This is a genomic window from Mesorhizobium muleiense, assembly GCF_900099905.1.
GTDB lineage: Bacteria > Pseudomonadota > Alphaproteobacteria > Rhizobiales > Rhizobiaceae > Mesorhizobium > Mesorhizobium muleiense.
The window spans coordinates 75,322-97,693 of sequence record NZ_FNEE01000010.1; the positions used below are offsets into that span (position 1 = coordinate 75,322).

Here is a 22,372-nt window from a genome sequence, read left to right on the forward strand (position 1 = left end):
AGGGGCAAATCTCTCCCATGGGAATGCGGCCTCGTCTGCCTACGCTGTCCGCAACTCGAGCATCTCGACGTAGTGCGGATTGTACAGGATACCCAATACGTTGCCGAACGGATCAACCACCGAGGCGGTGACGAAGTCGCTCTCGCGCTTGGTGATCGGATCGTACTCCGTGGCGCCCATGGCCTTGAGCCGAGCGAACGCCGCCTCGATGTCGTCGACGTGCCACAGCAGTGTGGCGCCGCCCGGACCGGGCTGCATCGTTGCTGGTGAGTAGCGGCGGTCGATGATGCCGAACTCGTCCTCGTCGTCGCCGATTCGGAACTCGACATAGGCGGGGTTTTCCGCATCGGGCCGCTGGAAGTACGCCTCGACGCCGAACAGCTCCGCGTACCAGTCGCGCGCCGCGGCCACGTCGTCGGCCCAGAAGTTCACCGTGGCCATGCCACGCAAAAAGTGCTTGTTGTTCATTGTCGTAACCCTTTCCTTGATTGCGATCGGACGGCCAAATGATGCGCGATAGTGTAAAGCCCGTATTTCAAAAACCCGCAGACGGCTACGAGCCCCATGGGCGCCTCGATCCGGCCGGTTTCGACCGCCAAGGAGCGCGGTGTTCCGAACCTCATCGGGGAAGCGGGTAGCAAGGCCTGCTACTGACTCATCTTAATTGCACGTCTTAGGCGGGTGTAGTGACTTTGGAGGCGAGGCAGCCTCCGAACCTGGCGCTTTCCGGGTGGATCTGACAGGCAAGCTCGCGGGTGTCGGTCATCAGGCGCCCGTTGGGCGGCAGCTTGCTGGATGATCTGCTCCCAGCGGTCGGTCCGCATCCGGCCCCGTCCAGAAGAGCCGAAAGCGGTTTCACTTAGATGGAAAGGGAAGGGCCAGTTTCTGCTGGACCGGCCCAAGGTATCAAGGATCCGTTCTCTGCGGGCAAAATGCTCGTAGGTGATTTGCCACGGATCGTTGCCGGACGATCTTTCCTCGCCGATCCAATGGAAGCTGTCGGCCGCGATCTCGGTGAAACGCCACCGCGCTTTGAGGCCCCGCGAATCCTCGCCGATCTGGACAATGTCCTTACCCTCGGCTCGTCCAATCTGGCGCGAGTAGTCCTGGTTGAGCGGGTCGTTCCAGATGATGTGCCAGCCCCCGATGTCGGGATCGAAGATACGCAAGGTCGTGCCATACATGGTGGACGGCGCAGGGCGTCTGGGCCTGATCCAGATATCCTGAATGGCGCGACCTTCCAGCACCCAGCCGAAATGGATTTCTCCGGTTGATTCCTCGGTCGTGCCGTCATCGAGATGACGTATGGTGTCCATTTCCCAGCTTCCGATCAGCCACCCGTACAGGTGCATGTCTTTCGCCCCGTCGGCTGGCGGAGCCTTGGATCCGAGAGCGGCGAGAAACGGCGATATCGTCATAGTCAAAGACCTTTTGTTCTTCAGCAATCGTGGCAGAAGTTTAGCACGGCCCTCCTGACAGGGAGCCGTCAGGAGATCGGGCCAAACGTCGGGCTGGGCACGTCAGCCGAACGGCGGCTAACCGCTGAACTCACCCTGATTGCAGACAGACGGCTCACGGCCCCAAGGCTGCCAGTCAGCAGCGCGCATTTTGCAGCCAAGTGGAATCACTCGGCGTCGCAGAAATGCGGCTAAGACGAATAGATGGAGCGGGATGGCCCAGCTCAATTTGACCGCATCCGCTCTAGTCGGGACGGCGATAGGCCATAACCCCGGTCGGCTTGCTCAGGCTCTGCAAGGAGCCGGGTGCCGCGCCGCCGATCCAGCCCAGCACCGAGCGGGCGAGCTCCGCGCCGGCCAGCCGGAAGTTCTCGTTGACGGCCAGCAATTCCCTGCGGAACAGGTGCAGCAGGTCGGACGACTGCTTGGACACCGCGTCGACGTCCCGGCCGAGCCTGAACCTGGACATTCCTCGACCGCCTTGGTCGTAGCGAAGAAGTGCCAGCGCAGTCCACTGCCGGATTGCTTTCAAGGAGACAACCGGCAGTGGTCTGCGGAGTCGGAGAGAAACACTCTCGAAACAAAACCGCCGGATGAGCCATCCGGCGGCCGTATTTTCGTTTATGACAGCTTAAAGCTCGAAATGTCCGCACACGGCGCGTGGCCGAACTATTGCGCCTCGACAGATCCCTTGCGGGCAGCTTCGTCGATCACGTCAGCGACGACCTTTGGCTGAGTCATAAAGACCGCATGGCTTGCCGCGACCTCCGTGATTGTCGCCCCGATGCGCTTCGCCATCGTTTGCAACATACGCTGATCGAAGGCCTTGTCGTCGGTTGCAATCACTGCCCAGCTCGGCTTGCTTCGCCATGCGGCATGCTCAAGCTTGGTTGCGAAGGCGGACATGTTTATCGGCACCTGAGAGTCCCGCATGAAAGCGGCATCCGCGTCCGTCGTGTCGTTGGCGAAGCCGATCTTGAACCTGTCGGGAGAAACGAAGCCGAAGCCGTCCGCGGTAGTTTCGATGACAAATTCAGGCGGGGTCTGGTAACCCTCGTACTGCTGCGCAGTCGTCTCTCCGGCATCTGGCGACAACGCCGATACGTAAACCAGGCCTGTCACGTTTGAATGGGTACCTGCTTCCGTTATCACCGTGCCGCCCCAGGAATGCCCCACAAGGACCGCAGGTCCATCCTGACGGTCAAGAATGCGTTTGGTTGCGGCAACGTCGTCCGCAAGCGAGGTAAGCGGGTTCTGGACGATCGACACACGATAGCCGCGGGCGGTCAGTTCGTCATAGACGCCGCGCCAACCCGATCCATCAGCGAACGCGCCGTGCACCAGCACCACGTTCCGGACGGTCCGGTTGTCGGGAATTCTCTCGGCAGAATGAGCGGCCGTGGCTGCGGCAATTCCTGCGACGGCGGCAGTTGCGGCCAGAAGGTTAGTCGTCCTGGAAGTCATGCTGATCTCCTTTTGTTTATCCGATAACAATTATCGCGATATCTTTCTCTACGGTTCCAGCCGCGATATGTCCAGCATAATTTTTATCGCGATATCCTTTTTCGAATCGGGTAGGCTATATCGGGTCCAAGGAGAGCCACCCATGCCGGCGAAGAAACTCAACAATCCATTGCCGCTCGACGATCAGCTCTGTTACGCGATCTACTCTGCCGGCATGGCCATCCAGAGAGTGTACAAACCACTGCTGGACGATTTGGGCCTGACCTATCCCCAATACCTCGCACTCAATGTCCTCTGGCGCGAGGACAACCTGACCGTTGGCAGGATCGCCGAAAGGCTCGCGCTAGAGTCGAGCACTCTGACGCCCTTGCTCAAACGGCTCGAAGCGGCAGGATTTCTGCGCCGGACACGGAGTCCCGCGAACGAGAGGCAGGTCGTGGTTGCGCTGACTGATAAGGGACGCGAACTCAGATCTCGTGCAGGCTGCCTTGCTGACGCTCTGCTTTCCTCCTCAGGACAAAGCCCAGCGCATCTCAACCAGATCAACCGTGACGTCAGGGAGCTGCGTGACGCGATCTATGAACATACGGGCGTCTGGAAGAGCACGGCCTGAGCCGGCACGCATGGGAGGCTTTTTTACACTGTAGGCACGGTTCCTCCGTCGATTACGAACTCCGCACCCGTGATCGAAGAGGCACGATCGGAAGACAGAAAGGCAACGAGATTGGCGATCTCGGCCGGGCTTGAGGGGCGGCCGAGGGGGATTCCACCGAGGGAGTCCATTATGATCCTCTTGCCGCCTTCAATGTCGGTGCCTGCCTCATCGGCGAGACGTCGGGCGAGCTTGACGGAAGCCTCGGTTTCTATCCAGCCCGGGGACACGCGAACGACCCGCACGCCTTTCGGCGACACCTCCTTGGAGAGGCTTTTGCTGTAGGTCGACAACGCCGCCTTCGCCGCGGCGTATGCGGTCGTGGCTTCCGGCAGGGGGAGCAGCCTCTGGATGGAAGAGACGTGGATCACCACGCCGCTGCCTTGCGCGATCATTCCTGGGATCAGTTCTCGGTCGAGCCGCACGGCGGGAAAGAGGTTGAGATCGAGTTCCTTGTGCCAATCACTTTCGCCCAGCGCCGCGAAGCCGCCTGCCGGCGAGGAAGAACCGCCGAGCATGTGGACGATGATATCGACGCCGCCCAGCTGCCCCCTGACGGCCTTGGCGACCGTAAAGCAGCCTTCGCTGGTGGTGAGGTCGGCAGCCACGAAGAGGTCCGCCGAAGAACTTGGGGGGAACGAGCGAGCCGTCGTCAGCACACGCGCGCCGAGTTTGCGAAACAGGTCGACGGTTGCCGCCCCGGCTCCCCTTGTGCCGGAGGTGATCAGGGCGCGCTTGCCTGAGAGATTCAGGAAGTCGCTCATGCGCCTATCTCCAAGGCTGCGATCTTGTCGCCCATCAGACGGAAGACGTAGGTGAGATTTGCAGGGCTGCCGGGAAATTCACCGGTGACCTTGGCGATCACCTTCGTTCCATGCTCGTCGGTAAGGGCCTCGAGCGGCTCGGCGACATGCCGATACCTGGCTTTCGACCATTCCCACCAATTGCCGATGGCATAGTGCCCGGAGTAGGAGCGGCCCTCGTCATGGACAGCGGCGCTCGGCGCGAAACAGGCCGGCAGAGCCTCGCAGTTGTTCTTCCGATCCGCTTCGAAATATGCCTGGATCGCCTGAGGCAGTTGCATCTCTCATCTCCTCTTGGGGTTGTTCGCTCCACAAGTAGGCGTATTCCGGTGTTCGGATAATTGGGATAAATATGGATGTCGAATTGCGGAAAGTGGGATAATGGCGAGGCCTGGCCTTCACGATCTGGAAGCTGTCGTAGCCGTTGCTCGCAGATCCTCTTTCCGCGGCGCGGCGCTTGAACTGGGAATGTCGACGACTGCCCTTAGCAATGCCGTCGGCAAGCTGGAGGCCCACCTTGGCGTTCGCTTGTTCAACCGAACCACCCGCAGCGTATCTCTGTCGGATGCCGGTCGCCTGTTCGTCGAGAACGTCGGTCCTGCGTTGCAGGACATCCACGGTGCCATGGATGCAGCGCGCTCAAAGCAGGCAAACCCCACGGGAACGCTCCGCATCAATTCCTATGCCACTGCCGCGCGAGAAATCCTTTCACCCCTGCTTCTGGAGTTCATCAGGCGTTACCCGCAGGTCCATATCGATCTGGTCACCGAGGGACGGCTCTTGGACATCGTCGCGGAAGGCTTCGACCTGGGCGTGCGTCGCGCCACCCTCGTGCCGAGTGACATGATTGCGATCTCGCTGGGTCGGCCGCAGAGAAATGTGGTCATAGGCTCGCCCGACTATTTCAAAAGCTATGGTACGCCTTCCACGCCGACTGACCTGCTTCAACATCGGTGTCTCCGTATCCGGCTGCCGAATGGCGCGCTCTTTCGCTGGCGCTTCGAGAAGGATGGGGAACCGCTATTGATCGATGTGAACGGACCGATGACTTTGGATGAGGCAAGCCTGTCCCGCGGCACCGTGCTCGAAGGTGTGGCGCTGGGCTACGTAATGGAACGTGACGTGCGCGAGGATATTGAGGCAGGGCGGTTGATCAGCGTTCTGAAGGAATGGCTGCCGCCTTCCGACGAACTCTGCATCTATTACCCGGGACGACGGAATCCATCCGCGGCGCACAGAGCATTCGTTGAGCTAGCACGGGAACTCGGATCAAAAGCCCGAAACACGGCTTAAGCGCCGTTCCGCTTTGCGCCGCAATGGGCGTCGTTCGAGCTGTCGATCGCCTTCCAAAAGCAGACATAGTTGTGTTGCCGAAGTTCAGCCGAATATTTCGGCGCATGCGTTCGAACACTCCGTCCGCCACTGACAAACCAACCTTCACCACCTTCCGTCAGCTGGCGCGCGAGAACTCGTTCGCCGCCGCCATCAGCGCACCGGGATCAATTCCCATGCAGCGCAACGCACGTGCCGCCACTCCCTGCTCCATCGCTGCGACTATAGCCACGACATGCGCACCCAGCAGTGGACGGTGATCGTTTCGGTTGGCCGCCAATTCCTTCATCACCTCAGCTCCCGACGGGGCTGCGTCATAGAGGCCTGCCGCTCCCTGAAGCGGTTCTGGGGTTAAACCCCCGGATTTGTGTTCGCCGGCGTTCACCCCAACGGAGCGCAGGGCTTCCCAATATTGAGCGCCGACCGCGTCGCGGAAGCCAGCGGCATCCGCCCCAATTTCGCGGAATGCGAGACGGGCGGTATTGTCGGGAAGATCGATGGCCGCCAGCAGGAAATGTTCGGCGCCGGCCTGTCGCTGCTGGTCCTTTAAAGCGTAGTTTTCGGCACTTTCGCACAGTGTCTTGATGGTGCGGACGTTCGATAGACGGGTTTTGATGCCGCTGAGCATGATCGTCTCCTATGGCGGAGTGTCCTGGGCGTTGATGTCGGACAGCCGCTTATGGGCTGCCTGTTTGGAGATGCCGAGTGCCTGGGCAATCTTCGCCCAGGACCAGCCTTGCTTCAGGGCCGCCCTGACCGCTCTACGCTCCAATAGGTCAGCCGCTCGCCGAAGCGCAACGACCGCAGCCAAGGCTTCCTCCGGCTGGTCAGGTGTAGGCAGTTGGCGGACATCGATCATGCGTCAACATTAGTTGATGAAATCGTCTCGTGTCAACATATGTTGACGGGACGATGCATTCGGGTCGGTTTCCAGAGAACCCGGGGCAGAGCGGCCGCCAGGCACGCATCTGTGACTTCTGGTTTGGGAAAAAATCCGATGCTTGAACAAAAAGATCAGTCAGGAGCGCGATAGGCCAGAACCCCCGGTCGGCTTGCTCAGGCCTGCAAGGAGCCAGGTGTTGCGCCGCCGTTCCAGCCCAACACCGAGCAGCCGGAGCCAGACCCATTGCGGTCATTGGCACGCGCTGACGAATCTTTGTGCGCCCGAGCCTACGGACTCGAGTCGATCCGGGCACAAGCCGAACAAGCAGCAGGGCAGCCCAATCCGCCGCTGCTCGGTTTTGATGGGCCACGGCCCAATCGCCGATCGGGGAAGATCCACGTTCGAGATCGGGTCATTGGCAGGAAAGTGCGATCTCGCTGACGCGCCTCCTGGTTCGTTGTTACTTGGCAGCCCGGGTGGTAGAATGACGATGAGTTCAGGCAAAATAGCTTTATCATTTTCGAGCGCCATGACTTTCGTGCCGCGCGCTGCAGCCGCTGCGATGAGTATCTTATGGAGAGGACAGTCGTGACAGTCCCAGAGGACGATTTTTTCGTCCTCTCGACCTTGCCGCCAAGTCAGGCGCAGAAGCAGCTCGCTCTCGTTTTTGTGCTTGGCCTGTTGGCCGTCTACGTGTTGATCACTGTTAGTCCGCTCTCGGGCATCCATCTGAGCCGGGTCGACGCCTTCGTCCCTGCCTATGCGACAGCGATGTTCGTGAACGATTCGATCACCGCAATCCTCCTGTACACTCAGTTTTCCATCCTGCGCTCACGTGCCACGCTCCTGATTGCAAGCGGATATCTCTTTACAGCGCTCATGCTGATCCCGTTTGTTCTGGCATTTCCAGGTCTGTTCACGCCAAAGGGCGGCCTGGTGGGCGGCATGCAGAGTACGTCATGGATCTACTTTTTCCAGCACGCTGGCTTTCCCCTATTTGTCATAGGCTATGCCCTCTCAAAGGGCTCGAACCCCAGCAAACGATTTCGACAGGGTACCGTGCGGGGGCAGATCGCTGTCAGTGTCGCCCTGACTGCAGCTGTGGTCTCGTTAGCGTCTTTTTTTTTCATAGCGGGCGAAGCGTCGTTACCGCGCGTGACCCTCGATTCCACTCGCCTTAGCCCGGTGTGGCCCTATGTGGGTGCGCCCGTCGCGTTGTTGAGTATCGTCGCCATCGTCGTGCTCTGGATCCGGCGACACTCAATGCTCGATCTTTGGTTGATGGTCGTCATGATCTTATTCACGATAGAGATGCCTTTAAGCTATTACCCCGATCCGGCCCGCTTCAGCCTTGGCTGGTATACCGTCCGCATCTTCGGAGTTCTGTCCAGCGGTCTCGTCCTTATGGTTCTGCTTCACGAGATAACGACCCTTTATACGCGGCTTCTCGGAGCGGTCCGTGGCCAGCGTCACGAGCGCGAGGCGCGACTGGTAACCGGCGACGCAGTCGCAGCCACGGTTGCGCATGAAGTCAAACAACCTCTATCTGGCATTATAACAAGCGCCGATGCGGGCCTGCGGTTTCTCAGTCGCTCGATGCCCGATCTGGAGGAAGCAAAGGAGGCATTCAAGCAGATTATCGCCGGTGGTCATCGCGCGGCGGCGGTGATCGACGGAATTAGAACGATCTTCAAGAAAGAAGACCGCAAGCGAGCTCCGCTCGACCTCAACAGCCTTATCGGGGAAACACTCGCTCTGGTGCGAGAGGGTCTGGCGAAACACCGGATAATGGTCGAAGCCGAGCTGGATGAACGCCTGCCGCGGGTAACAGGCGATCGAATCCAGCTACAGCAGTTGCTTGTAAACCTGATCACGAACGCCATCGATTCCATGGCCGCGGTCGGCGGGGCGCGGGTGCTGTCCGTGAAATCCAAGTTGCATGACGATGGCCACGTAACGGTTTCGGTTGCGGACACTGGAACAGGAATTGGTCCGCAAGACGTGAATCGAATATTCAACCCGCTCTTCACGACAAAGCCCGACGGCATGGGGATGGGCCTGTCGATCTGCAGATCGATCGTCGAAGCCCACGATGGGCGGTTGTGGGCGGCCCCGAACACGCCCCGGGGTGCCATATTTCATTTTAGCGCAACTCGATCTGTCTCCGCATGACAAGGATCCGTCTGTGATCAAAGTCGCACCGAACAGTTTGCAGCCGACGACAGAGGTCGAGGCTGCTGTCTATGTGATCGATGACGACGTCGGAATCCGCGACTCGCTCGGCCTGTTATTCCGCTCGGTCGGTTTGCGCGCCGAACTATTCCATTCGGCGAACGAACTCATGCAAAGCAAGCTGCCTCCGATCCCGAGCTGCCTGGTTCTCGATGTTCGGCTACCGGGGTTGAGCGGCTTCGAGCTTCATGCCGAGTTGACCAAGGCCGATGTCCATATTCCCATCATCTTCATCACTGCACACGGCGATATCCCCATGTCCGTACGGGCTATGAAAGCCGGCGCCGTCGACTTCATCACCAAGCCGTTTCGCGACCAGGATATGTTGGATGCCGTCACCGCCGCGATCACCCGCGACCGGGCCAGGCTGGATGCCGATCGCGCACGGCTCGACTTAAAGGGCCTGTTCGACAGCCTGACGTCGCGCGAACAGGAGGTGATGGCGCTCGTCGCTACCGGCTTAATGAACAAACAGATCGCCGCTCACATCGGCCTCAGCGAGATTACGGTTAAGATTCATCGCGGCCACGCGATGAAGAAGATGCGTGCGAAATCGCTCGCGGACCTGGTCAAAATGGCCGAAGCACTCGGTATCGGCCGGGAAATGTCCTCGTAGCCTCATATCTATGTATGACTTTCGAACACAGCCGACTCGTACCATTGTCGGTGCGCATTGATGGGCCAATCGCTTGCCAGACACTCCCGTTATTTCAATCGTCGACGATGACGAATCCATTCGAAGCGGAACTACGAGTCTTGTACGGTCGCTTGGGTTTGTCGCCCACGCTTTCCCATCCGCACGTGCGTTCTTGCATTCGGAACAACTGGCTCAAACCTCGTGTCTGATTTCAGACATCCAGATGCCGGAGATGAGCGGAATCGAGTTGCACGATATCTTGCGCATACGTGGACATCACACGCCCATCATTTTCATCACGGCCTTTCCCGATGAAAAGGCGCACGCTCAAGCGTTGGTTCGAGGCGCCGTCTGCTTTTTGAGCAAGCCTTTTGACGGCGACACGCTGTCTCGCTGCCTCGACGTTGCATTGAAAAACAATGCTGGTGAGAGCGACTAGCGCGTCGCCGATCGCTGGGCACGATCAGGCTCAGCAGACCGCCAAGTCCAATCGTCGAAGCGCATCCGTTCAACCGAGGGACGCTCGGGCCCGTCGACGCCTATAAACCTAGGTATGACCGCCATAAACGAACACGCGGTCACGACCAACCTACGTCCGATGGAGCGCGCACTGGAGTGAGAGCACAACTAAAGTGTTCAACCACTCTAATGGCATCGCGCAACGAAGGAGACTGATCATGTCCACGGCATCACCGGCGCCAAATCGGCGCGACTTTCTTGCCACATCGGCCACCGCATTGCTTGCCACTTCGGCAGGTGCTGCCGCGTTCAACTTCACCTCGTCTCAGCCGGCGGCCGCGGCCGAAGCCAGTTCAATCCGCCCGTTCACCGTCAGCTTCCCGCAGCAGGAGATCGACGAGCTACGCCGTCGCATCGCCGCCACGCGCTGGCCCGATCACGAGTTGGTGTCCGAAGCAGCTTCTCGGCGGACTTCGGCGACGTTGGCGGCAGGCGACACACAAGGCGTGCAACTCGCGACGATGCAGAAGCTCATCCAGTACTGGGGGACGGAATATGATTGGAGCAAGTGCGAGGCGCAGCTGAAGTCGCTGCCGCATTTCGTCACCGAGATCGACGGGCTTGACATCCACTTCATCCACGTGAAATCAAGCCATCAGGGTGCGCTGCCGGTCATCATCACGCACGGCTGGCCCGGTTCGGTCATCGAGCTGCTGAAGGTCATCGATCCGCTCACGAACCCCACGGCGCATGACGGAACCGCGGCCGACGCGTTCGACGTGGTGATCCCGTCGATGCCGGGCTACGGCTTTTCCGCCAAACCGACCCAACCCGGTTGGGATCCGGTGCGCATCGCGAAAGCGTGGACCGTGCTGATGAAGCGCCTGGGCTATAACCGGTTTGTTGCACAGGGCGGCGACTGGGGGGCTCTCATCACCGAACAGATGGCTCTGATGGCGCCTCCCGAGCTGATCGCCATCCACACCAATATGCCAGCGACCATTCCGCCCGAGATTGTGAAGGCGCTTGCCGCCGGCAGTCCGCCTCCCGCCGATCTCGGGCCCGACGAAAAGCGCGCCTACGAGCAGGTCGCCTTCTTCTACAAGTTCGGCCTGGGCTATGCCAACGAGATGGCGCTTCGTCCGCAGACGCTTTACGGGCTCGTCGATTCACCGGCCGGCCTGGCGTCATGGATTCTCGATCACGATGCGGACAGTTATGCACTGATAGCCCGCTCCTTCGATGGGGAGCCGGAGGGCCTTACCCGCGACGACATCCTCGACAACATCACGCTCTATTGGCTGACCAACACGGCCATCTCGTCGGCCCGGCTCTATTGGGAACACCGGCAAACGGCGAAGGCGGGCTTCTTCGACGCCAAAGGCATCACCATTCCCGTCGGCGTGAGCGCGAACCCCAGCGAGATCTACACCGCGCCGAAGAGTTGGACCGAGCGCGCGTTCCCGAAGCTCCTGCATTACGGCCACCCGGCCAAGGGCTGCCACTTCGCGGCATGGGAACAGCCGAAGTACTTCACCGACGACGTGCGCGCATCGTTCAAGACGTTGCGGACGGCGTGACGTGTTGAGCGGGGATGGCGCGCCGGAGGTGCGCGTCACCCTCCGCCTGGCGATTAACCCCCAGCGCATCTCCAAAGGAGAGAATGCAATGAACCTTCTCATCCAGACGCTCACCGCACTCGCGGCTTGCACCGTGTTCGCCACGGGTGCGTTCGCCCAGAGCACGGTCGTGCCCATCGACAACGAGCCCGCGCCAAAGCTGATCGTGGAGCCGCCGCTTCCGGGTCCGTTGGCCGGGGGCGTGGTGTTCATCCCGTACCGGGTGGAGAACCTGCGCATCCTGCCTGTCGGTGGGCCGGCCGCGCGTAACGTGTCTCCGCGGGTCGGGCATCTGCACCTCACCGTCGACGACCTGCCCTGGGCGTGGGCGGATTACGGTCAGAGCGACACCATCATCCTGGTGGGCATGCCGCGCGGTCAGCACAAGGTCCTAGTCGAGGTGGTGGACGCCGAAGGTAACGTCTTCACCAAGCAAACGGTGACGTTCCACTCGCCGGGCAAGGAGATTCAGCCATGAAGCTCCACAAGTTGGCGACCGTGCTGGCATTCGGGCTTTGCATCTTTTCCGCCTTGGCCAACGCCAGTGCGGCCGAAGATCGCTCGATCCGGCCCTTCACCGTCAGCATCCCGCAAGCGGCGCTCGAAGACCTTCGTCGGCGCATCGCCGAAACACGGTGGCCGGATCGCGAGACGGTCGATGACCAGTCGCAGGGCATACAGTTGGCGAAGCTGAAGCCGCTCGTCAAGTATTGGGGCACCGGCTACGACTGGCGAAAGGCCGAGGCCAAGGTCAACACCCTGCCTCAATTCATGACAACGATCGACGGCGTGGACATTCACTTCATTCACGTCCGCTCGAAGCATCCCAATGCTTTGCCGCTGATCATGACGCATGGCTGGCCCGGGTCGGTGTTCGAACTGCTCAAGACAGTGGGCCCGCTGACGGATCCCACAGCTCATGGCGGACGAGCGGAGGACGCGTTCGATCTCGTCCTGCCTTCGATGCCGGGATATGGCTTCTCCGGCAAACCGACAGAGACGGGTTGGGGACCTGATCGCATCGCGCAAACCTGGGCGGAGCTGATGAAACGCCTGGGTTACACCCGCTACGTCGCACAGGGTGGCGACTGGGGCTCCCCCGTCTCCAGCGCGATGGCGCGCCAGGCGCCGACAGGTCTGCTCGGCATTCATATCAACTTGCCGGCGGTGGTGCCGCCCGAGATTGCCGCGGTGCTCGCCGTCGGCGGGCCAGCGCCAACGGGACTCACGGATAAGGAACGCGCAGCGTTTGACGCGCTCAGCGCTGCAGCCAAGATGGGGAACAGATCCTACGCTACGATGATGGGCACCCGGCCGCAGACGATCGGCTACGCCATCAATGACTCTCCCACAGGCCTCGCGGCGTGGATGCTCGGACATCCGGGCTTCTCACGCTGGACATACGACAACAGCGATCCCGAAAAGTCCCCGGACGAGGTGCTGGACGACATTACTCAGTACTGGCTGAGCAACAGCGCGACCTCAGCAGGGCGGCTGTACTGGGAGTACGGTGGACGCAGCGTTGTTTTTGCGGCCGTCGAGCGGACCCTCGAGATCGCGCTGCCGGTGGCCATCACGGTCTTTCCGGAGGAAACTTATCTGGCCCCGGAGACGTGGGCCCGGCGCGCCTATCCAAACCTGATTTACTTTCATGAGGTCGACAAGGGCGGTCATTTCGCCGCCTGGGAGCAGCCCGAACTGTTTTCCGCCGAGTTGCGTGCGGCGTTCCGACCGCTCCGACAAGATTTCTGAGGCGCGCGTACCAGGCCCCAGCCCGGACGCGTTCAACGCTTAACAGGTTAAACCTAAGGAGATATCGACATGAGCAGCACCACTCTGACGCCTAGCGAAAAACCGATCGAAACAGCCGGAACGCGGACGCTCGACATGAAGCTCGAGGCCGTGGTTATCCCAGTTTCGGACGCAGCACGCTCCAAGCAGTTTTACGAAGGCCTGGGTTGGAGGCTCGACGGCGACTTCGTCGTCGGCGACACGTTCCGGGCGATGCAGTTCACGCCTCCGGGCTCGCCGGCCTCGATCCATTTCGGCACCGGCATCACGTCGGCCGCGCCCGGCTCCGCAAGCGGGCTTTTCCTCGTCGTGTCGGAAATTGACGCCGCGCGCGCCGAACTCATTGGCCACGGCGTCGAGGTGAGCGAAGTGTTCCACCGCGCCGGTCCGGGCAAACCAGCGCTCAGCGGCAGGCATCCGGAGCGGCAGAGCTATTCCTCTTACGCAACCTTCAAGGATCCAGACGGCAACGAGTGGCTGCTGCAGGAGGTCACCACCCGGCTCCCTGGCCGGGTCGATTCCAATACGACGGACTATGCTTCGGTAGCGGACCTTGCGGCCGCAATGTGGCGCGCGGGCTTAGCCCATGGCGAGCACGAGAAGCGCAACGGCGGCCAGCGCGACGAGAACTGGCCCGACTGGTACGCCGAGTACATGGTGGCGGAGCAGGCTGGCAAACCGCTGCCGCTTTAAGCAGTAACCGAGATTGGGTGAGCGGGACGGGTCACCGTCCCGCCGCCAAACTTAGCCGGCGATCCAAGCCAGGTTTGCGGCTGATGGTTTTCACGCGCAGTTGCCAGCGCAATCGAATGGGAGAGCGATTATGACGTATTCCAAAATGGGCATCGCGATGGTGACCGGCGCCTCCGCCGGGATTGGAGCGATCTACGCCGACCGGCTCGCGCGCCGCGGCTATGACCTCATTCTCGTGGCACGCAGCCAGGAGAGGCTGGACGAAGTGGCCAGGCGCATCGCCGGCTCAACGAATTGCAACGTCAGCACTGTTGCGGCTGACCTCAACGACAAGGCGGATCTGGGCCGGATCGAGACCTTGCTCGGCGCCGATCCCGCCATCACGATGTTGGTCAACAACGCCGGCATCGGCGGGGTCGCGCCGCTTTTGGAGTCCGACGTGAACAAAATGCAGGCGATGATCGAGCTCAACATCACAGCGCTGACTCGCCTGACTTATGCCGCGGCTCGGGCCTTTGTGGCGCGAGGCGGCGGCACAATCATCAACATCTCGTCAGCGGTCGCCATCGCGCCGGAAATCCTCAACGGTGTCTATGGCGCGACGAAAGCCTTTGTGCTCGCTTTCAGCCTTTCGCTCCACAAGGAGCTTGCGGACAAGAAGCTGCGCATCCAGGTGGTTCTGCCCGGCGCCATCGCCACCAATTTCTGGGACGTATCAGGAGGTTCGCTCGACGATCTGCCGAGCAAGGCGATCATGCAGTCCGATGACCTTGTCGACGCGGCCCTTGCCGGCCTCGACCAGGGCGAGTTGGTGACTATTCCCTCGCTTCCCGACGTCGCCGACTGGCACGCTTATGAAGCGGCCCGGCAGAAACTCATCCCGAACCTTTCGCTCAACACCTCGCCGGCGCGGTACGGCATCGCCGTGGCCGCGTAACCAAGCGAAAACTCAATGGGTCAGCCTGAGTAAAGCGCCGGAGGAGAATCAAAATGGACAAACTTTTGACGGCGGTCCTCGAGGCGCATGGCGGTTTGCCGAATTGGGGCAACGTTACAAGCATCACTGCGGAAATGTCGCTGGGGGGCGTATTTTGGGCTGCAAGGGGCTGGCCGGACATCTATTCCAGGCAGACGGTCACGCTCGATCCACATCGCGAGCACATCGTTTTTGCGCCCTTCACAGCGCCAGACCGTATGTCAGTGCTGGATGTCGGTCCCGAACGGATCGCTATCGCTACGCGCGACGGCCGCATCGTCGAGGAACGTTTCAATCCACGTGGCTCATTTCCGCTGCCCTTTCTGGATGGCAGCACACCCTGGGATGCGATCCAGGTGGCGTACTTCACGAGCGCCGCCGTATGGAACTACCTCACGGCGCCGTTCGTCTTCACCCTGCCCGGTGTCGAAGCACGAGAAATCGCCGCCTGGAGAGAGGGCGCGCAAACTTGGCGACGGCTGGCCGTCACGTTCCCTAAGACCATCGCCAACCATAACGCCGATCAGGTCTTTTATTACGACGATGCGTTTATGCAGCGGCGCATGGACTATTCGCCCGACGTGACGGGAAACCCGCCGGTCGCACACTACGCTTATGACCACAAAACCTTTGACGGGTTCGTATTCCCGACACGGCGGCGTGTGCTCCTGCATGACGCCGAGGGGGTCGCAAAGCAAGCATTCGCACCTATCACGGTCGACGTGTCCGATGTGACAGTCGACCGAAAATAATCCTCCACCAGGCACCATGCCTTATCAACGGATACAAACCACTATGACCGAACAGATCGACCTCCATCGACGTCACTTTTTGGGCGTGGCCGTCACCACCGTCGCGGCCGCTCAGTTTGCCATGACGGGCTCGGCAAATGCGCAGTCCAGCATTACGAAACCGGACGCCGGCACAATCGAACCACAAGCAAACACGTCGTTCGGTCCGTTGAAGCAGGTTCAAGCTGGCGACCTCGACATTGGATATGCCGATGTCGGTCCTGGCAAAGGGTCGGTCGTCATCCTCCTGCATGGATGGCCGTACGACATCCACACCTATGTCGACGTTGCGGCGATTTTGGCGTCGAAAGGCTTTCGGGTCGTCGTTCCATATCTACGCGGCTATGGCACCACGCGGTTCCTCTCCAACAAAACGCCACGCAATGGCCAGCAGGCGGTGGTCGCGATTGATGTCATTGCGCTGATGGATGCACTGCAGATCGATAAGGCGATCGTCGGCGGTTGCGACTGGGGCGCACGCACGGCCAACATCGTCGCGGCATTGTGGCCGGAACGCTGCAAGGCCCTGGTTTCGGTCAGCGGTTATCTGATCGGCAGCCAGGAGGCCAACAAGATGGCGCTGCCGCCGAAAGCCGAGCTGCAGTGGTGGTACCAATATTACTTCGCCACTGAGCGGGGCCGCGCTGGCTACGGTAAACACACGCGGGATTTTGCCAAGCTGATCTGGCAGCTCGCTTCTCCGCAGTGGAATTTCGACAACGCAACCTTCGAGCGCAGCGCTACCGCCTTCGACAATCCGGATCATGTCGACATCGTAGTACACAACTACCGCTGGCGGCTCGGGTTGGCGGAAGGCGAGCCACAATATGACGAACTGGAGCTGCGACTTGCGAAAGCTCCAGTCATCGCCGTGCCGACGATCACTCTGGAGGGCGACGCCAACGGCGCGCCGCATCCCGACCCCAGCGCCTACGCCAAGATGTTCTCCGGCAAATACGAGCACCGGCTCATAACCGGTGGCATAGGGCATAATCTTCCTCAGGAAGCACCGAAGGCATTTGCAGACGCCATAATTCAGGTGGCGAGTCTAGCCTGAGCAAAACGGCCATGCCACGATACATGATCGACCATGCCCAAGGCAAAAACTGATGAAATCACACCCGGGGCAATCCCTCCGATACGAAATGAACATTTGGCGCGGCCGGGACCGCTTTCGTCGCCCTTTGCAGTGGCTCCTCGCACCCATTGTGGGGGCAGTAGCGGGCTTGGCCTACGCACTGATGTTCGATGTCGAAGCACTGCACTCCGCAGTCAGGGGCGTGTTCATCGGAACTCCTATTCTGTTGTATGAGCGCGGCGTTATCTTGCGCCGATGGCGTAATGTGATCCGGCAAGCGGCAACGCCGGTCTTCGTCGTGGCTACGATCGCAACCTACGTATTGACGATCTTGATCGGCAATGCCGCCGCCGGCACAGCGCTTCACCATCTCCTCGGCTATATGAGCACCGCTCGCGAAGCCATGGTGATGTCGGAGTCCGGTCTTCTGTATTCACTCGGCGTCTCCACCCTCGTCGCATTCGTGTTCCGACTGCGTGACCTTATCGGGCCAAGCCTGTTCACCAGCCTGCTTCTTGGTCGTTATCACCGTCCCATCAAGGAGGAGCGGATCTTTCTGTTCCTCGATGTCAGTGGCTCCACGCACTTCGCGGATCGGTACGGAGATCTGGAGACCCAGGCCTACCTCGGACAGATATTCAACGCACTTGCGTCGCCTGTTCGTCGCTCCCAGGGCTCTATTGACGACTACATCGGGGATATGGCGGTGGTCACCTGGCCCATGGATCGCGGCATGCGGGACGCCGCGTGTCTTCGTTGCGTCTTCGACTTCGCGGCGGTCATAAGGGATCAGGCGGCGGCGTGGCAAGCGCGTTTCGGGCAGGTGCCGGAGTTTCGCGCCGTCCTGCATTGCGGCTCGGTCGTTACCGCTGAGATTGGCCTTGAGCGACACAAGATCGCGTATTTCGGCGATGTCGTGAATACCACTGGACGTCTGGAGTCGCTATCCAAAGCTCTCGGTCAACCTATCCTGGTCTCCGCAGATCTTCTCGCCGGTATCCGTGTTCTACCTCCACATGTCGTCGCGGAGAACCTCGGATTTCATGTGATTAGAGGCCGAGATGAACCGCTTCAGATTTCAGCCGTAAGGCTAGCATTGGAAGCCTGATTGGAGTGGCGCCATCATTCTGCACCACCATACCCCACGACTGTTTCCAGCCGTGGGGTGGAGCGAGTGTTCGCCCTGCGGTCAAATGTTGGCGAGCAGTTCGTTGATGCGGCTTTCCATGTCGGCCAGTGCGGCGTCGACGTCCTTCTGGCCACTGATTGCAGCGCTCATCTCTTCGCCGACAATGTCCTGGATCGCAAATTGGCGCTGTACGGCGGAGGGCAGCGGCTTGCCGAGATCGGCGACCGCGGCGATCGCGTTGCGATGCGGCAGGGCCTTGAAGGCGTCAGAGGCGATGACGGCCTTGTATGCCGGCAAATGACCGGTGCGTGACCATTCAAAATCGTTGTCCGCGAAGAACTTCAGGAATTTGCCGATTGCTGCCGTCTGTTCAGGCGTGCGGTCCTTCTGCGAGACTGCCCAGGTATGGCCGTCGGCATATTGCGCGTGAGCGCCGCCAAACAGCTGTGGATACGGATAAACCGCATAGCCGCCCTTGTTGAGCGCCGTACCCTTGGTTTCTGACTGGGCGTTGTAGTCGCCGACGACCCAGGTGCCGTTAAGGTGGACGCCACCCTCGCCAGCAAGGAAGGCGTTGATTGAGCCGCCATAGTCGAGGTCCTTGGTAGTGTAGCCCTTGTCGAAGATCGCCTTGTACATCTCGATGACGTTCTTGGCCTCCGGCGTATTCAACTTCACATGCTTCGGATCGGCAAAGAAGTCGGAGTCCTGTTGGAAAAGATAGGTGTAGAGGTTGCGCGTGTAGAGTGCCGTCTCATTGGCCAGGTTCTGGACGAAATAGGGCTTGCCCGTCTTCTGTTTGAACTGTTCGGCCTGGGCGAGCAGTTCCTCGGGCGACTTCGGCAGGATCGGCGTGCCGTCGGCGTTGACGAGCCCGACTTGTTTGAAAAGATCCATGTTGATGTGATAGAGCATCGTCCAGCTGTCGATCGGCAGGCCGTAGATCTTGCCGTCTTTGGTCGCGCCATTGCTCGCCGCATCCGTGAAGGCGTCGGGTGTCACACCGACCGACTTCAAGAGATCGTCCAGCGGCATCAACAGGCCCTTCGACTGGTAGTCCGAAAGCACGGACTCGTGGATCGTGACGATGTCCGGAGCGTCGCCTGAAGCAAACTGCGCAGTCAGCTGATCATAGCCAGGCCACTCCACGGTGGTGACGTTGACGTGCACATCGGGATTGTCGGCGTTGAACTTGTTGATCAGCGACGTGATGATGCCACATTCGCCAACCGCCTTGGTGGGATCGGTGTTGGTGCCGAAATCGGCATCGCAGGCGCCGAAAAAGCGCTGCACGTTCAGTTCGGTCGTCGCAAAACTTGGGCTTGCAAGCGCCGTCGCGCCCGCAGAAACGGCGGCAAACAGTATTTTCTTCAGTTTCATATCAGTTCCTCCTACTACTGAGTTTCCGCCGCTCCACCCTGGATTGGCCTTCGTGCTTCAATCGCTGCGCCTTCCCCCGGCCATCAGGCAATTTTCGCTATTTCACCGCGGCGCCGGAGACCGCCGTGACGATGTATTTCTGGAAAAACAGGTAGAAGATCAGGATCGGCGCACCGGCGAACACCGCCTGCGCCATCAGGAAGCCGATGCCTTCGGACTGCGCGAAATTGGTCTGCGTCGAGGCCATGCCGACCGTCAGCGTGAACATGTCCTTCTTTGTTGCCGAAATCAGCGGCCAGAAGTAATCGTTCCACGCGCCGAGAAACGTGAAGATACCGAGCGTTGCCTGTGCAGGCAGCGTGAGCGGCAGAAGCACCTTCCAGAAAATCCTGAAGCGGCCGGCATTGTCCAGCATGGCGGCTTCGTCCAGTTCCTTTGGAATGGCCTTGAAATATTGTGTCATCAGGAAGACGCCAAACGGAGCCGACAGGCCGGGAAGAATGAGCCCTTGATAGGTGTTGTGGAATTTCAGCACGCTGAAGATCTGGTGGCGGGCGACAAGCACTGCCTGTTCCGGAACGGCCAGGCCGAACAGCACAATGACGAACAGCACGTCCCGGCCGGGAAAATTCAGTCGTGCAAAGCCGTAGCCGGCAAGCGACGACAGGATCAAGGTGCCGAGCGTCAATCCACCGGAGACGATGATGCTGTTGCGCACCCAGATGAACACCGACGACGTGCCGACGGTGTTGATGTAGTTTTTTAGCGTATAGGGCGCGTGAAACACCGAATTCGGATCGGCCATCAGTTCGGCATTGTCCTTGAGCGACAGGCCGATGACCCACAGAACCGGTGCGATCATGACGATCGACAGTAGGATGACAAGGGCCAGCAACAAATGGTCGCCGAATGCCCGTCCCTTGATCGAAACGGCTGGAGCGCTCATGTCTGGTCTCCTCTGCTGCGCGTCACCAGGTACTGGGCCATCGCCGCGATCAGGATGAGGATGAACAGGATTTCCGATGCCGCGGCGCCCAGGCCCAGATCCCAGCGACGGAACGCGGTGTCGTAGATGTAGAGCACGATCGGCTTGGTCAGGTTGTTGGGGCCGCCGCGCGTCATCAGCCAGGCCTGGCCGAACAGCTGGAATTGCAGCACGATCTGGATGATGACCACCAGAATGAAGGTGCGCTTGATGGACGGCAGCGTGATCGAGCGCAGCGTCTGCCAGCGACTGGCATTGTCCAGTGCTGCCGCCTCGTAGATATCCTGCGGGATCTGCTGGAGCGCCGAGAGAAAGAGCATCATCGGCAGGCCGATGCACCACCAGATGGTGGCAATAGCGATGCCGATCATCGCAAGGCTGGGATCGGAAATGAAAGCCGGAGCAGTCGCGCCGAACCATCCGTAGATCGTCGACAGCAGACCGACATTCGGAATGAACACGATGCGCCAGATCAGTGTGACGATGGTGACCGACAGCACCGAGGAGGAAAAGAACAGGGTCCGCAGCACCGCGGCAGTGCGGGTGCGGCGGTTGAGGCAAAGCGCGAGAAAAAGGCCGAGGAGTGCCAGTGTCGGAACAGTCAGAAGCACGAAGTAGAAGGTGTTCCAGACCGATTGCAGGAACACCTTGTCGTGGAACAGCCTGACATAGTTGCCTAGCCCGATAAAGTTGCCGGACGAGAACGTATCGGCCTTGTGGAAGCTCAGCCACATTCCCCAGAGGAGTGGGAAGACAAGCAGCGTCGTGAAGAAGAACAGGAACGGCGCGACGAACATGAAGTTTCGCCATTGCGGCGCGTAGATATCAGCGCTCGGAGTCCTGACGCCTGCTGCCGGCATCGCGGTCTGCGGCATTGTCAGCCGATCGGCCATATCAGGCCTCCCTCGCGTGCCAGGCGCGGCCGGATTCGTCGAACAGATGCGATTTCTGGCCGTCGAAGGCGAGCCCGACCTTGTGGCCAACCGCGATGCGGCTGTTGCCGGCGTCGGAGCCGACGATTTGCTGACCATCGCCCAGCCGGGCGTAGACCAACGTGCGTTCGCCGAGCCGCTCGAGCACCTCGACCACGCCGTCGGCATTTCCCTGTCCGGCGGCAACGATGCGAACATCTTCCGAACGGATGCCGAAAGTGTGCTTGCAATCGCTCAACTGGTTGGAGACAATCTCGGTCTGGACCGATACGCCATCCGCAAACCTGGCCGCGGCATTCTCAGCCGACCTGTCGAGTGTCGCTTCGACAAAATTCATCGCCGGTGCGCCGACGAAGCCGGCGACAAATTTGGTCGCGGGGCGTTCGTAGATCTCCATCGGAGAGCCGATCTGCTCGATCCTGCGATTGTTCATGACGACGATGCGGTCGGCGAGCGTCATGGCCTCGACCTGATCGTGGGTGACGAAGATCATCGTCGATTGCAGGCGCTGGTGAAGCTGGGCAAGTTCAAGACGGGTACGGGTGCGCAGAGCCGCGTCGAGATTGGAGAGCGGCTCGTCGAATAGGAAGGCCTTCGGTTCCTTGACGATCGCACGGCCGATGGCAACACGCTGGCGCTGGCCGCCCGAGAGCTGGCCAGGCTTGCGCTCGAGCAAGTGCGGCATTTCGAGGATGCGAGCGGCTTCGTTGATCCGGGCATCGATGACCTCGCGCGACATGCCGATATTCTCAAGCCCGAAGGCCAGGTTGTCGCGCACGGTCATATGCGGATAGAGCGCATAGGACTGGAACACCATGGCAACGCCGCGCTTGCCCGGCGGCAGATGATCGATGCGTTCGTTATTGATGGCGATCTCGCCGCTGTCGACGGTTTCGAGGCCAGCGATCATGCGCAGAAGCGTCGATTTCCCGCAGCCGGACGGTCCAAGAAACACAATGAATTCGCGTGCCTTGATGGATAGGGACAGATCTTCCAGCACCGCCATGGCACCGAAGTGTTTGTTCACATTCCTGATCTCGATATCGGCTGTCACGTCGACGCTCCTCCTCGGCGCATGC

General features: G+C 60.2%; 24 protein-coding genes and 1 pseudogene. 13 read left to right on the top strand and 12 right to left on the bottom strand.

Going from position 1 to position 22,372, the window contains the following annotated elements; translation table 11 throughout:
- Positions 1 to 39 precede the first annotated feature (39 nt).
- The 4 genes and pseudogenes from BLT09_RS18545 to BLT09_RS18560 form a co-directional block, all read right to left on the bottom strand.
- Positions 40 to 468: a VOC family protein gene (locus BLT09_RS18545; protein WP_091595458.1), complete on the bottom strand. Its 429-nt coding sequence runs from the start codon at positions 466 to 468 to the stop codon at positions 40 to 42.
- Between the two features lie 179 nt (positions 469 to 647).
- Positions 648 to 1,418 (bottom strand): hypothetical protein, encoded by a 771-nt coding sequence (locus BLT09_RS34620; RefSeq protein ID WP_208602517.1) that lies wholly within the window; start codon positions 1,416 to 1,418, stop codon positions 648 to 650.
- A gap of 283 nt (positions 1,419 to 1,701) precedes the next feature.
- Positions 1,702 to 1,914 (bottom strand): annotated as a pseudogene (locus BLT09_RS18555) (LacI family transcriptional regulator); the annotation flags it as partial.
- A 212-nt stretch (positions 1,915 to 2,126) separates the two neighbouring features.
- Positions 2,127 to 2,921, bottom strand: coding sequence for an alpha/beta fold hydrolase (locus BLT09_RS18560; protein WP_091595460.1), 795 nt, complete (start codon positions 2,919 to 2,921; stop codon positions 2,127 to 2,129).
- A 142-nt stretch (positions 2,922 to 3,063) separates the two neighbouring features.
- Between BLT09_RS18560 and BLT09_RS18565 the strand changes: the two genes are divergently transcribed.
- The gene (locus tag BLT09_RS18565; RefSeq protein ID WP_091595666.1) at positions 3,064 to 3,534 is read left to right on the top strand and encodes a MarR family winged helix-turn-helix transcriptional regulator; all 471 of its coding nucleotides are present in this window, start codon (positions 3,064 to 3,066) and stop codon (positions 3,532 to 3,534) included.
- A gap of 23 nt (positions 3,535 to 3,557) precedes the next feature.
- On the opposite strand, the gene BLT09_RS18570 is transcribed toward BLT09_RS18565, so the two are convergent.
- Positions 3,558 to 4,337, bottom strand: coding sequence for an SDR family oxidoreductase (locus BLT09_RS18570; RefSeq protein WP_091595461.1), 780 nt, complete (start codon positions 4,335 to 4,337; stop codon positions 3,558 to 3,560).
- The gene (locus BLT09_RS18575; RefSeq protein ID WP_091595463.1) at positions 4,334 to 4,657 is read right to left on the bottom strand and encodes a nuclear transport factor 2 family protein; all 324 of its coding nucleotides are present in this window, start codon (positions 4,655 to 4,657) and stop codon (positions 4,334 to 4,336) included. The genes BLT09_RS18570 and BLT09_RS18575 overlap by 4 nt, the downstream gene beginning before the upstream one ends.
- 100 nt (positions 4,658 to 4,757) lie before the next feature.
- Here BLT09_RS18575 and BLT09_RS18580 point away from each other — a divergent pair, with 100 nt between their 5' ends.
- Positions 4,758 to 5,669 carry a LysR family transcriptional regulator gene (locus BLT09_RS18580; protein WP_091595465.1) on the top strand — a complete coding sequence of 304 codons (912 nt, stop codon included), beginning with the start codon at positions 4,758 to 4,760 and terminating at the stop codon, positions 5,667 to 5,669.
- Positions 5,670 to 5,826: 157 nt separating this feature from the next.
- Here the strand turns inward: BLT09_RS18580 and BLT09_RS18585 are convergent, their stop codons facing one another.
- Together BLT09_RS18585 and BLT09_RS35835 are read right to left on the bottom strand one after the other, a co-directional pair.
- On the bottom strand, positions 5,827 to 6,336 hold the full coding sequence (locus BLT09_RS18585; protein ID WP_091595469.1) for a Clp protease N-terminal domain-containing protein: 510 nt from the start codon (positions 6,334 to 6,336) through the stop codon (positions 5,827 to 5,829).
- A 9-nt stretch (positions 6,337 to 6,345) separates the two neighbouring features.
- Positions 6,346 to 6,567 carry a helix-turn-helix domain-containing protein gene (locus BLT09_RS35835; RefSeq protein WP_091595471.1) on the bottom strand — a complete coding sequence of 74 codons (222 nt, stop codon included), beginning with the start codon at positions 6,565 to 6,567 and terminating at the stop codon, positions 6,346 to 6,348.
- A gap of 612 nt (positions 6,568 to 7,179) precedes the next feature.
- On the opposite strand from BLT09_RS35835, the gene BLT09_RS18595 reads away from it, so the two are divergent.
- From BLT09_RS18595 to BLT09_RS18645, 11 genes are all read left to right on the top strand, one after another.
- Positions 7,180 to 8,763, top strand: coding sequence for an MASE4 domain-containing protein (locus tag BLT09_RS18595; protein WP_091595668.1), 1,584 nt, complete (start codon positions 7,180 to 7,182; stop codon positions 8,761 to 8,763).
- Positions 8,764 to 8,776: 13 nt separating this feature from the next.
- Positions 8,777 to 9,439: a response regulator transcription factor gene (locus BLT09_RS18600; protein ID WP_091595473.1), complete on the top strand. Its 663-nt coding sequence runs from the start codon at positions 8,777 to 8,779 to the stop codon at positions 9,437 to 9,439.
- A 73-nt stretch (positions 9,440 to 9,512) separates the two neighbouring features.
- Entirely contained in the window at positions 9,513 to 9,899 is a 387-nt protein-coding gene (locus BLT09_RS18605; protein WP_091595475.1) for a response regulator transcription factor, read from the top strand.
- Positions 9,900 to 10,137: 238 nt separating this feature from the next.
- Entirely contained in the window at positions 10,138 to 11,499 is a 1,362-nt protein-coding gene (locus BLT09_RS18610; RefSeq protein ID WP_091595477.1) for an epoxide hydrolase family protein, read from the top strand.
- A gap of 88 nt (positions 11,500 to 11,587) precedes the next feature.
- A complete protein-coding gene (locus BLT09_RS18615; protein WP_077380650.1) occupies positions 11,588 to 12,016 on the top strand; it encodes a DUF6130 family protein in 429 nt (142 codons plus the stop codon).
- Positions 12,013 to 13,290, top strand: coding sequence for an epoxide hydrolase family protein (locus tag BLT09_RS18620; protein ID WP_091595479.1), 1,278 nt, complete (start codon positions 12,013 to 12,015; stop codon positions 13,288 to 13,290). The genes BLT09_RS18615 and BLT09_RS18620 overlap by 4 nt, the downstream gene beginning before the upstream one ends.
- 69 nt (positions 13,291 to 13,359) lie before the next feature.
- Positions 13,360 to 14,022, top strand: a complete 663-nt coding sequence (locus BLT09_RS18625) for a VOC family protein (RefSeq protein WP_091595481.1) — start codon at positions 13,360 to 13,362, stop codon at positions 14,020 to 14,022.
- A gap of 130 nt (positions 14,023 to 14,152) precedes the next feature.
- Positions 14,153 to 14,959: an SDR family NAD(P)-dependent oxidoreductase gene (locus BLT09_RS18630; RefSeq protein WP_091595483.1), complete on the top strand. Its 807-nt coding sequence runs from the start codon at positions 14,153 to 14,155 to the stop codon at positions 14,957 to 14,959.
- 53 nt (positions 14,960 to 15,012) lie between these two features.
- A complete protein-coding gene (locus BLT09_RS18635) occupies positions 15,013 to 15,750 on the top strand; it encodes a hypothetical protein (protein ID WP_091595485.1) in 738 nt (245 codons plus the stop codon).
- Between the two features lie 43 nt (positions 15,751 to 15,793).
- The gene (locus BLT09_RS18640; RefSeq protein WP_091595487.1) at positions 15,794 to 16,846 is read left to right on the top strand and encodes an alpha/beta fold hydrolase; all 1,053 of its coding nucleotides are present in this window, start codon (positions 15,794 to 15,796) and stop codon (positions 16,844 to 16,846) included.
- A gap of 169 nt (positions 16,847 to 17,015) precedes the next feature.
- Positions 17,016 to 17,975 carry an adenylate/guanylate cyclase domain-containing protein gene (locus BLT09_RS18645; protein ID WP_329608784.1) on the top strand — a complete coding sequence of 320 codons (960 nt, stop codon included), beginning with the start codon at positions 17,016 to 17,018 and terminating at the stop codon, positions 17,973 to 17,975.
- Between the two features lie 81 nt (positions 17,976 to 18,056).
- Here the strand turns inward: BLT09_RS18645 and BLT09_RS18650 are convergent, their stop codons facing one another.
- From BLT09_RS18650 to BLT09_RS18665, 4 genes are all read right to left on the bottom strand, one after another.
- The gene (locus BLT09_RS18650; protein ID WP_091595491.1) at positions 18,057 to 19,376 is read right to left on the bottom strand and encodes an ABC transporter substrate-binding protein; all 1,320 of its coding nucleotides are present in this window, start codon (positions 19,374 to 19,376) and stop codon (positions 18,057 to 18,059) included.
- 97 nt (positions 19,377 to 19,473) lie between these two features.
- Positions 19,474 to 20,322 (bottom strand): carbohydrate ABC transporter permease, encoded by an 849-nt coding sequence (locus BLT09_RS18655; RefSeq protein WP_091595493.1) that lies wholly within the window; start codon positions 20,320 to 20,322, stop codon positions 19,474 to 19,476.
- Positions 20,319 to 21,254: a carbohydrate ABC transporter permease gene (locus BLT09_RS18660; RefSeq protein WP_091595495.1), complete on the bottom strand. Its 936-nt coding sequence runs from the start codon at positions 21,252 to 21,254 to the stop codon at positions 20,319 to 20,321. The genes BLT09_RS18655 and BLT09_RS18660 overlap by 4 nt, the downstream gene beginning before the upstream one ends.
- A gap of 1 nt (position 21,255) precedes the next feature.
- Entirely contained in the window at positions 21,256 to 22,347 is a 1,092-nt protein-coding gene (locus BLT09_RS18665) for an ABC transporter ATP-binding protein (protein ID WP_091595497.1), read from the bottom strand.
- Between the last annotated feature and the right edge of the window lie 25 nt (positions 22,348 to 22,372).

What these genes read in the sequence shown, in the direction of transcription:
- BLT09_RS18545 (WP_091595458.1), bottom strand. Translation starts at nt 468, where the DNA reads ATGAACAACAAGCACTTTTTGCGTGGCATGGCCACGGTGAACTTCTGG.
- BLT09_RS34620 (WP_208602517.1), bottom strand. Translation starts at nt 1,418, where the DNA reads ATGACGATATCGCCGTTTCTCGCCGCTCTCGGATCCAAGGCTCCGCCA.
- BLT09_RS18560 (WP_091595460.1), bottom strand. Translation starts at nt 2,921, where the DNA reads ATGACTTCCAGGACGACTAACCTTCTGGCCGCAACTGCCGCCGTCGCA.
- BLT09_RS18565 (WP_091595666.1), top strand. Translation starts at nt 3,064, where the DNA reads ATGCCGGCGAAGAAACTCAACAATCCATTGCCGCTCGACGATCAGCTC.
- BLT09_RS18570 (WP_091595461.1), bottom strand. Translation starts at nt 4,337, where the DNA reads ATGAGCGACTTCCTGAATCTCTCAGGCAAGCGCGCCCTGATCACCTCC.
- BLT09_RS18575 (WP_091595463.1), bottom strand. Translation starts at nt 4,657, where the DNA reads ATGCAACTGCCTCAGGCGATCCAGGCATATTTCGAAGCGGATCGGAAG.
- BLT09_RS18580 (WP_091595465.1), top strand. Translation starts at nt 4,758, where the DNA reads ATGGCGAGGCCTGGCCTTCACGATCTGGAAGCTGTCGTAGCCGTTGCT.
- BLT09_RS18585 (WP_091595469.1), bottom strand. Translation starts at nt 6,336, where the DNA reads ATGCTCAGCGGCATCAAAACCCGTCTATCGAACGTCCGCACCATCAAG.
- BLT09_RS35835 (WP_091595471.1), bottom strand. Translation starts at nt 6,567, where the DNA reads ATGATCGATGTCCGCCAACTGCCTACACCTGACCAGCCGGAGGAAGCC.
- BLT09_RS18610 (WP_091595477.1), top strand. Translation starts at nt 10,138, where the DNA reads ATGTCCACGGCATCACCGGCGCCAAATCGGCGCGACTTTCTTGCCACA.
- BLT09_RS18615 (WP_077380650.1), top strand. Translation starts at nt 11,588, where the DNA reads ATGAACCTTCTCATCCAGACGCTCACCGCACTCGCGGCTTGCACCGTG.
- BLT09_RS18620 (WP_091595479.1), top strand. Translation starts at nt 12,013, where the DNA reads ATGAAGCTCCACAAGTTGGCGACCGTGCTGGCATTCGGGCTTTGCATC.
- BLT09_RS18625 (WP_091595481.1), top strand. Translation starts at nt 13,360, where the DNA reads ATGAGCAGCACCACTCTGACGCCTAGCGAAAAACCGATCGAAACAGCC.
- BLT09_RS18630 (WP_091595483.1), top strand. Translation starts at nt 14,153, where the DNA reads ATGACGTATTCCAAAATGGGCATCGCGATGGTGACCGGCGCCTCCGCC.
- BLT09_RS18635 (WP_091595485.1), top strand. Translation starts at nt 15,013, where the DNA reads ATGGACAAACTTTTGACGGCGGTCCTCGAGGCGCATGGCGGTTTGCCG.
- BLT09_RS18640 (WP_091595487.1), top strand. Translation starts at nt 15,794, where the DNA reads ATGACCGAACAGATCGACCTCCATCGACGTCACTTTTTGGGCGTGGCC.
- BLT09_RS18650 (WP_091595491.1), bottom strand. Translation starts at nt 19,376, where the DNA reads ATGAAACTGAAGAAAATACTGTTTGCCGCCGTTTCTGCGGGCGCGACG.
- BLT09_RS18655 (WP_091595493.1), bottom strand. Translation starts at nt 20,322, where the DNA reads ATGAGCGCTCCAGCCGTTTCGATCAAGGGACGGGCATTCGGCGACCAT.
- BLT09_RS18660 (WP_091595495.1), bottom strand. Translation starts at nt 21,254, where the DNA reads ATGGCCGATCGGCTGACAATGCCGCAGACCGCGATGCCGGCAGCAGGC.